Source organism: Ohessyouella blattaphilus, from assembly GCF_024721265.1.
In the GTDB taxonomy this organism is placed as follows: domain Bacteria; phylum Bacillota; class Clostridia; order Lachnospirales; family Lachnospiraceae; genus Aequitasia; species Aequitasia blattaphilus_A.
Window position 1 is genome coordinate 1 of record NZ_JAMXOC010000042.1, and the last position, 9,744, is coordinate 9,744.

Sequence of the window (9,744 nt, forward strand, 5' to 3'; positions counted from 1 at the left end):
CTTATGTCTAACCAGATATTCCAGTTGGCAATATACTTTGTATCTAGCGCTACCACCTCATCAAAATCCTTGATGTCACTTCTGCCACTTACTTGCCATAAACCGGTAATGCCTGGACGCATGGCTAGACGCTGGCGATGATGGGGTAGATATTGTTCGTATTCTTCCATGGTTGGTGGTCTCGTTCCCACCATGCTCATATCGCCTTTTAGGACATTAATGAACTGCGGGAATTCATCGATGCTACTTTTTCTAAGAAAATGACCAATCGGAATAATTCGCGGATCTTTATCAAGCTTGAACATCGGGCCTTTCATTGTGTTCTTTGCCATCAACTCTTTCTTTCGCTCCTCTGCGTCCGGGTACATGCTTCTGAATTTATATACATTGAAGGGGCGACCATTTCTACCCACTCGTTTTTGCTTGAAAAAAATAGGACCCGGTGACTGGAGATAAATAATGGGCGCAAATATCGCAAAGAACATCGCCATAATTACTACACCGACAAGTCCGCCGCCAATATCCATCGCTCTTTTAACGAACATCTCACTATCACTGACTGGTTTGATGCAACCGCTGATAATCGGTAAGTCGCCTAGGGTATTTACCTGAGGATTATAGTTACTGACTGTCTTTTTTATGATTCGTTCACACACTATCACACCAATCCGAATAAACCCTTCTACATAGTCTGGTTCTTCCAGGCTCATATCGTGCAAAAACACCATATCGATGATATTTTTGCTGGCGTATCTGTACATACTGGCTTTGGTTGCCACAACCGGTACTCCTAATATGAAATCTCCTACTAGGGAATCGTCGTCTAGCACCACTGCACCGACTATCTTATAGCCTGCATATGGTTTATCTATTCCTTTTATGTCCTGTTCTATTTCTTCTAAATGTCCTACAACAAGAACTTTAGCCAAGTCTTTCTTCGTATTAACGTAATTTCTTATGACTCGCTTCCAGATAGCCCGTAAACAAGTAATAAGGATAATACTTGCGATGTACATAACGGCGATGACGATTCTTGAGAAGTCCACGGATATCTTTAGTGCAAAGAAAATGATTATCAGAAACAGAAGCACAAAGGTACAGTGGCTGACTGCGCTTTCAAACTCTTGTGTCTTGTCTCTGCGAAGTATTCCTGTATAGCTATTTTTTGAAAATACTACTGCCACATCTACTAGTACGAGTAATAACGCTAGCACTTCGTAGTTCTTAGGCAGTGTGAGCTTCCCGCCATAGCGGATAAAATACGCAATTAATAATGAGGCTTCTAAGCAGACAATATCCAGGATAAGAAAATCCAAATGCTTTACCCAAGCGCTACCGCTATTCCTCTGATACAATAGAACCCCCTCCTAAACTCATCCCGCTATCATTGTTATTTCTCTCTTTTCCTTTTTTCTTCTTTCCCATAATACTTCTGATATTGCTTACCGTAATAACTGCCCGCCTTCTTGCGATCTACTTTGTTGAGGGCCACACCTAAGAGCGGACACTTAAGCTCCTTTAATTTATTTACTACTCGCTGGGCAAATTTGCGCTTGATATTTCCAGACTCTATTACCAAAATTGAGGCATCGCACACTCTTGATACTACGGAAGCGTCTACCACCATACCTAAGGGTGGCGTGTCGATAACAATGTAGTCATAGACGCTTCGCAGATTCTCAATTGTTTTTTCAAATAACTTCTTGGAAAATAATTCAATCGGGTTTGGCACCAGCCTACCTGCGAAAATAATATTAAGGCCTGGGATATTCGTCTTGTTCACAACGTCGTTAATTGTGCTTTGTCCTGATAGATAGTGTGATAGACCGTTTTGTACTGAGCCGTTATCCAAAACGCGTATCAGCGCTGACTTTCGGAGGTCAGTATCTACTAGCAGGGTCTTCTTTCCTAGCTCCGCTAGCGATCTTGCTAGGTTATATGAAGTCTCCGATTTACCTTCGCCGGAAATGCAGCTGGTCATCATAACCACTTTTATATCCGCTCCAGAAAAGAGAAGGTTAGTACGCAAATTATTCATCTCTTCTTTTACGCCATATGTAAGCTTAAGCGGCTTTAGTTTGATAGTATTCATTTAAGAATTCCTTTCCCTCAAGATCTTGCCAGGATTATCGATAAATATTTCTTCTGCCAATTCTCTTCCATATTTTTTCTCTATGTGCACCGCGCATGCTTGTAGATTCACCTTCCGCTCTGATAAATCGTGAGCGTCCGTTGCAATGTAGTGAACCTGACCGCGCTTTAATAATTTTCTACCGAATCTTTTTTGTCCAAATCCCTCCTGCCCCATGACTGCGCCTGCGGTTATCTGAACCTGCGCTCCCATACGTAGAACCTCGTTAACTCGGTCTGGTTCTTTATAGAAGCACTCATATCTTTCTATGTGGGCTATAATCGGGCGATACCCGTTTGACATTAGCCGGTATAACCGTTCACGAACGTATTCATAACTGTGGTTCTGTGAAAACTCAATTAGAACGTAGCGGCTATTATTTAGACGATAGCCGGCATCGTCGTCTATGCGGGAAATCATATGGCGTCCCGCATGATACTCGCAGCCAAAGTACACCTCAACGTTTATCTCAAAGTGATTTACTGCATTTTTTAATTTCTCGAACTGCTTTCTTTTTGCTTGCATAGAAGTGTCGAATAGCCTACGGTGATAATGAGGTGTTAAGATAACCTTGGTCACCCCATTCTTTTCTTCTTCCATTAACATTTTTACCGCCATCTTAATATCGACGGCTCCATCATCTACTCCCGGCAGAATATGGCAGTGCATATCCACAAGATCTCGCATAGCTACTCCTTCTAAAAAAATTCCTCTCCTCTGAACATCTGTCCTTAGGAGAGGAAATAGCATTTGATAATCTGTATTAAATGATTTACGCTTTCTTTTTCTTAGAGAGTGATAATACTGCTACTCCACCCATTGCAAGTACAGCAATGATGCCGATTGCGTATGGGATAGCACTTTCGTTTGTCTTTTGTGACGTTCCTACTACAGTAGTTTCTGCTGTCTTAGCAGCATCTGCGCTCGTTCCCACAAAAGCGATTGGTGAAAAGCTATCGAAATTCACCGTTATAGTTCCGTTACCTCTTGTACCTGTTACGTTTACCCAAGCACCGTTAATGTACTGAAGCACATATTTTGCTGGTGTCTTAAAGGTTACCATTACTGGAAATGTTCCTGTGGTTTTAAAGCGAATGTTCTTAATCGCAAGAATTGCTAATCCGTCTTCGCCTGTCGCAACTTTTATGGCATCATTTGTTAATGCTGCCTCTGCATTCTTGTCTGTGTTGTTTTCTAATACAACCTCTACGCTTCCACTGGCATTAGTCGCTTCACTTACTGATGTGTTTCCACTTGGTGAAGGTGCTGCAAACGCTGTTACGCTCACCATCATCGCCGTTGCAAGTGCCATTACTACTCTGATTGTCTTTTTCATCTCATTACCCCTTTTCTTTAAAGTTTTTTGGTTTAATTTTGTTTTGACTATATTTTTTCTACAATCATCGACATCATATTATCACTGCGCTATGGCCATGTAAACCCGATTTCATAAGGTTTTCAAGGCTTTCAAAGGGGCATTTATAGATGTTTTCTATAAGTCATTTTCACTTATTGTTTTTATCTATATATAGATCTCCTTATGTGTGAGTTATGTAAAAAAAGAAGAGCAATGAAAACATCTAAAAGCCCTTCTTTCACTCGTCTTTTTTGAAATAAAACATCTTTATTAATAACTCCTGCAAGCCCGCTTCGTCTATATAAAACTCGTCGTGCTCACCTGCTATAATTGTTCCTGGGACCTGCCTGATTTCTTCTTCCATATCATAATCAGCCAGCTTCTCGATACTGCTTACACTCATATCAGTGATTAGGTAGGGTTCTGCCACCTCAAGGAGCGTTCCTACCATGTTTTTCCCTTTGCCATTACCTAGTGCGGCAAAGAGGGCTCTTATAAATTCTGACTGGCGTTCCATTCGGACTATGTTACTACCGCTCTCTTCAGTATTCCTATGCTGCACAAATCTCATCGCCTGCTCACCATCTAAGGTAAGCTGAGCCCCTCTAAAAAAAGCGGGATCAACTTCTGTATAGTCATTATTCATTGTGATGGGTACCCCACCAATTGCGTCAACGATTCCAGGAATTCCTGCAATATCCAAGGATAGGTAGGAGCGTATGGGAATATCATGAATCACCTCACTTACCAAGTCTTTGGTAAGCTGAGCACTCTTCTTGCCGCTATCTCCGTAGGAGTATTGAAGCGCTATCTGCGCTTGATAGTCTTGAATATAGTCACCCTTTCGGTCATACATTTTCACATTCACCATGGCTTCTCTAGAAATTGTAACCAGGGTTGTGGTTTTTTTACTTTTGTCCAAGACAAGAAGAATCAAACTATCACTTTGCCCACCTTCTCCGGATTCGCTTGTCAGCTCTACTTCATGCTTACGGTCAATCCCCATAAATAGTACCAACTCCAAATTTGTATTGAACTTATAATACTCACCTTGGTACTCTATGTTCAAGTAGGAAGATGGTGTGTCCATATCATTGGCGTCCTCAACAACTGTGGCTTTGTCCTGCTGACGGAATATATAGATAGCAACAATTGATAGAACCGCCAAGATCATCGACATAATAATGATAGCGATTTGCTTCCCCTTCATTTACTTTATACCCTTCTTCTTTTCAAGGGGAATTTCTGCTAAGGTTGACAATCCTAGATATTTTTTTACATCCTCATCATTCTTAATCGTATCGTCTAATAGATGTTTGATGACTATAATAAGAGCCATAATAAATCCCAGCCCTAGTCCTCCAAGCGCAGTGTTTTTAAGGGTACTCGGACTGGATGGTTCCGGCGGCGTGATTGCACTTTCCACCTTGCTTGGCTTATCCGTTACCATTACCTCTGCTACTCTATCTGCCGTTACATCTGCTAATTCATTGGCAATTTCCTTTGACAACTGAGGATTTGGAGTTGTTACAATTATTCTTAAGATGCTTGAAGACTCTGGGTTCTCGACCTCTAATAGTGCTAACATTTCCTCATATTCATAATCTAGATCAAGTGAACTAATAACTCTCTCGATAACCGGTCTACTCTTAGCCAATATCTCGAAGTCAATGGTAAGTTGTTTACTTAACTGTAAATCCACTGCACTGGAAATGCTCGTCGTATTTGACAGGATGTATATCATAGATGTAGCTGTATATTGAGGCGTAATCACAAATTTTGTTACGCCAAAGGCAAGTGTAACGCCTACTATTACACAAAGTATTATCATCCAAATTTTATTTAACAAAACCCTAGCGATCTCTAATAAATCAATCTCAACTTCATCCTCATTCACAACTGTATACTCTTCTCTCACTTCATTCTCCTTTTTTCTCAATCCTTCTGTGCCGCCACTACCAAATATCTTCGCGCTCCTTGAGTATCATCACAAGTACTAAGCGTAATTAATTGCTTATCAATAAGTTCCTTCTCTCCATAATTTACCGTTCCTTTTGCTATTCTTTCGTCCTGAAGAGAGTCAATAAAGCTCTGACGCATATCTGCTGCGCTAAAGTCGTACTTGTCCAAAAGGTTCTCATTCGTGTAGCCCACCGCTGCAAATATTTCGTATACTAATTTTTTTTCTGGGGTATAAATAATTATCTCTGAATGGGTGCTAAAGAACTCGGCATCTCGGAAATCATGCAACGGCGAGAACATCGAGCCATCCATCATATTGTGTCCATAAATAATGGTATTATAGTCGCTAAACTCTCTATTGTTTCTGTTCTCTGTAAAAATAGACCCTGGTAAACCTTCCTGATATTCAATACTGTGATTTAGATAATAATTGTTATCCGTGGCACTTTGAACAATGGGAAAGTCAATTGTCGTTCCTGGTATTTGAATCCAAGCGTATATCTCCGGGTTAATCTCCCATAGTTTTTCAAAATCAATAGGAATTGGCTCTTTCTCTTCCGCTTGCTCTTCTATTACTAGTGGGGCTACTATTTTTGCGTCTTCTGCTAGTACTTCATACACTTTTCCCACCTGGGCTCGCTTTACAAAATAATAAGCGGAATAGCTTCCACAGACTAAGGCAATTATCAACAGAAACCCTATCATTACTTTTCTAAATTTACTCATTTGTATCCCCTTTAACTTACCGAAAGATTTTCGTCAGGCTTCTTCAGTGGAACAAAGCGGCTCATCATCGCATAGTTCACGCTTGCTTCAAAAGCAGCTGAAATCTCGGCCACCAGTAGTAAAAGACAAATCAAAAAAGCTCATACTCCATATGTCGTGGGAATCGTAAATAACACCCGCCAGGTAATATAGGCTATGATTGCAATATATGTAAACACAAATATGGCGCGGTGCTTGCGAATTCGCTCTCGATAAAATTCTTTCTCCACTCTGCTCCCCTTTTTAATTTTAAAAGCAAGGAAAAATAAGAGGTTCGTGGCAGAACCTCTTATTTTTCCTTAACTATTTTTATAGTCTGATTTGCTGTCAATTGCTTTAACGTCTACTTCTTCGCCTTGGCTTTTTCTTTGTATTCTTCGCATATAGAACGTATCCTAGAATTCCTAATGAAAGTACCACAAACACTAAATAAACTACTAGATTGTTGTCGTCTCCGGTCGCCACTACTTTGCTTATGGTTATCTGACCTTTTTTATCCGGATCCGAACTTGTCTTTGTCGTTCCCGAAGTCGTCGTCTCTGACGTAGCTTTACTATCATCTTGAAGTTTGGCTATCTGTTTTGTTTCGCTCTCGTTGCAGCGTGCACACTGGCGCTTCTCTATTCCGGTTGCTGTAATGGTAGGCTCCAAAGTAACTGACCAGTCACCAAAGGAATGACCAAGTGCTTCTGTCACGTCCTCCCGTTTCACCTCATTACAATGAGAACAAGTATGCTCCGCGTAACCCTCTGCTGTGCAGGTCGCCTCTACCGTACTGGTCAGTGCAAAGTCATGTCCTAGGGCGGCGGTAATATTTTCACGCTTTGTTTCACTACAAGCTGTACATTCATACTCTGTATAGCCCTCGGTCGTACAGGTCGGTAAGGTATTAACTCCCTCGCCGTAGACATGGCCTAATGCCGGAACCTCATCACTCATATAGCTATGACCACAGTTGTCGTTGCTACAGGTATAAACTGTATAGCCCTTTTCTTCGCAAGTTGGTGCTACTATTTCTGGCACATAAGCATGCCCTGTTGCTACCGCCGGTTCATCATAAGAATTACCACAATCCTCGCAGACATGTCTGGTATACCCGTCTACAGTACAAGTTTTCTCTACCACTTCTTCCTTATACGTATGAGGCTTGGCCGAGGTGGCGTTGTCATTATAACTTTCTCCACATACTTTACACGTGTGCTCTGTGTGGCCACCAGAAGTACAAGTTGCTTCCACCACCTTTGTCTCATAATCGTGATCAATCATCGCCGTTTCATTATCTTGATAAGTATCTTGACAGATGCTACAGGTATGCTTTGTATACCCTTTCGCCTTACATGTAGGCGCGACAACACTTGACTCATAATTATGAGCCGATACGACCACAGGAAACTCAAGGGCTTTGGACTCATCGCCAGCTAGATATACCTTTAGCTTGGTGCTTCCTGCTTTTACTGCCGAGAGAGAGCCACTTGCCACTGTGGCCACTGTAGAATCTACTACCTTATACGCCAGGTCACTGGCTTTAATCCCTACTTTTGCTCCCCATTCCCCGGTGCTAATATAAAAGGATGGTAAGTCTAGACTCTTTGTACCGCCAATATGTATATTGTATGACGGCGCTGTGCCCTCTATATTTAGGCTCGCAATGCCTAAAGCCACCTGAGTCGTTACTGATTTCTCAGTCTTATTGGTACTTCTTGCTGGTTCTTTAGCTGCTGCCAGCGTTCCTGTAAATACTTGAGCATAATAATACCTGTTCCCAACGTAATACACGCCAATACCAATATTACGGAAATCCGCATTCAAAATATTCGCTTTATGTCCTGTCGAATTCATCCAATCATCCACTACCTCCGTCGCACTCCTTGCGCCTGCGGCGATGTTTTCTCCTCGTGCCTCTGATGCTGGCATACCACTGGCGCAGGAACTACCATCAGGTCTTGTGTGACTAAAGTACACCGAGCACTCTGCTGCACGAAGCATGCCATATTCCATTAGACTTTCGTCCATTGTTAAGGGGGCCTTGCCTTCTGCGCTTCGCTCTTGATTGACGATATCTAAAATCTCCCACGCCATGTCATACCGCTCTGTTCCAACCACGGTGCCTTCAATAGTCGAGCCTGCCGCCGATGAAGCTGGGCATAGTGAAAGGCTTAGTAGAAGGGCTAAAACTGCAGATATTATTTTCCTCTTTCGACTGTAACCTCTTTTCATGTCTCTTCCTCTTTTCTTCATTATAGATTTGCCTTTTATCAAGCATATTTCTTATTAAGCAACTTCAAACCAATAAACAAAAGCCGCATAACTACCGCAACATATTAGCATTGCGGTAATTCCTTGTAAATATGATTTCCGATAGTTTTCGTCGTCTAAGGTGTCTTTTTGAAGAGACATTTATAGATAGTTTCTATTACTCGTTTTTGCTTATAGTTTTTTTCTATGATTCCATAGATCTTTTGCTATTTGTGTTAACATCCAGTGAATTTTACCAAGAGAGAGACTGGGTGTCTGAATAATCTCGAAGGCATCTGAGACTTATTTCCACGGTCAGAGAAAATGCAGAAAAGCACATTGTAAAATTTGTACATCGGTGAGTTCTGTGGATAAAATAAAGCAGACGCGATTGAGAAACTTATTTATGGAGGGGTTATCAAATTTGGTATTTTGTAATCAAAAAAAACTCTCTCGATAGGAGACTAAAAGCTCCTCTCCCATCGCTTCCTATGTTCTTTATCTAGTTCCCTTTTTAATAACTCAATCCCTCCCGGTGGTATAATTCCTTCTTCTTTCATACTTAGATATGGCTTGTCTTCTTTCCCAATAATAATGTGATCCAAAAGATCTATCCCTAGAAGCTTCCCGGATAAAGCTATGCGTTCTGTAAGCTTAATATCTTCTTTACTTGGACAGGTGTTTCCTGAGGGATGATTATGACAACAAATAATGGCTGCTGCATTACTTAAAATACTAGCCTTAAAGAGTTCGCGCATACTTATCACCGCCGCATTAATGCTACCCATGCTAACGAAATTCATATTTATCACATCGCACTTAGTTGAAAGATTTAAAACACACATAACTTCCCTATCATAAGCAGAAAGCTCTTTGTGAATGAAATCCACCACCGCTTCTGGCGAATCTAAAGGCTTATCATTGTAATAGGTTCTTTCCCTAACTAGGCGTACGGCTACAAGGTCTAATTCATTACTTTCCATCCGCCAGGCCCCCTTCCAGCTCTACAATTAAGAGCTGATTTTCTTCCAACTGTTCAATCATCTCTTTTAATTCACTCTCATTTACTACTTCTAGTTCTCTCATAGCTGCTCCTTTCTTTTTTATCCAATGCAATTTCTTCCATCAATTCGCTAGCATTAAAGTATTCTTCCATATCTTTCCCATAGGCTTCGACTGGATATCCATGAACACGGACGTCTAGTAGCTCTTCTCGGTTTAATATGGCCGTGTAATAGTTCCCCTTCTCACCTTTCTTTAACCTATCCTTCGGTAATTCGATGGTAGTGCGCTC

The 9,744-nt window shown here is 41.3% G+C and carries 10 protein-coding genes; all 10 read right to left on the reverse strand.

The genetic code is table 11. From position 1 onward, the window contains the following. Nucleotides 1-1,355, reverse strand: a 1,355-nt coding sequence (locus tag NHH16_RS14810) for a sugar transferase (RefSeq protein ID WP_262070375.1), incomplete at its 3' end; no start/stop codon positions are given. Between the two features lie 35 nt (nt 1,356-1,390). Then, nucleotides 1,391-2,092: a polysaccharide biosynthesis tyrosine autokinase gene (locus NHH16_RS14815; protein WP_262070376.1), complete on the reverse strand. Its 702-nt coding sequence runs from the start codon at nt 2,090-2,092 to the stop codon at nt 1,391-1,393. Then, nucleotides 2,093-2,818 carry a CpsB/CapC family capsule biosynthesis tyrosine phosphatase gene (locus NHH16_RS14820; RefSeq protein ID WP_262070377.1) on the reverse strand — a complete coding sequence of 242 codons (726 nt, stop codon included), beginning with the start codon at nt 2,816-2,818 and terminating at the stop codon, nt 2,093-2,095. It lies immediately after the preceding gene. 85 nt (nt 2,819-2,903) lie between these two features. Further along, nucleotides 2,904-3,467, reverse strand: a complete 564-nt coding sequence (locus NHH16_RS14825; protein WP_262070378.1) for a hypothetical protein — start codon at nt 3,465-3,467, stop codon at nt 2,904-2,906. Nucleotides 3,468-3,726: 259 nt separating this feature from the next. Next, complete coding sequence (locus NHH16_RS14830) at nt 3,727-4,698, reverse strand: LCP family protein (RefSeq protein ID WP_262070379.1); 972 nt, start codon at nt 4,696-4,698, stop codon at nt 3,727-3,729. Further along, complete coding sequence (locus NHH16_RS14835) at nt 4,699-5,406, reverse strand: YveK family protein (protein ID WP_262070380.1); 708 nt, start codon at nt 5,404-5,406, stop codon at nt 4,699-4,701. Between the two features lie 17 nt (nt 5,407-5,423). Then, nucleotides 5,424-6,176: a class B sortase gene (srtB, locus tag NHH16_RS14840; RefSeq protein ID WP_262070381.1), complete on the reverse strand. Its 753-nt coding sequence runs from the start codon at nt 6,174-6,176 to the stop codon at nt 5,424-5,426. A 375-nt stretch (nt 6,177-6,551) separates the two neighbouring features. Continuing rightward, nucleotides 6,552-8,432: a CAP domain-containing protein gene (locus NHH16_RS14845; RefSeq protein WP_262070382.1), complete on the reverse strand. Its 1,881-nt coding sequence runs from the start codon at nt 8,430-8,432 to the stop codon at nt 6,552-6,554. Between the two features lie 482 nt (nt 8,433-8,914). Then, nucleotides 8,915-9,433 (reverse strand): JAB domain-containing protein, encoded by a 519-nt coding sequence (locus NHH16_RS14850; protein WP_262070383.1) that lies wholly within the window; start codon nt 9,431-9,433, stop codon nt 8,915-8,917. Nucleotides 9,434-9,510: 77 nt separating this feature from the next. Next, the coding region (locus NHH16_RS14855; protein ID WP_262070384.1) for a hypothetical protein at nt 9,511-9,744 on the reverse strand (234 nt) is incomplete at its 5' end.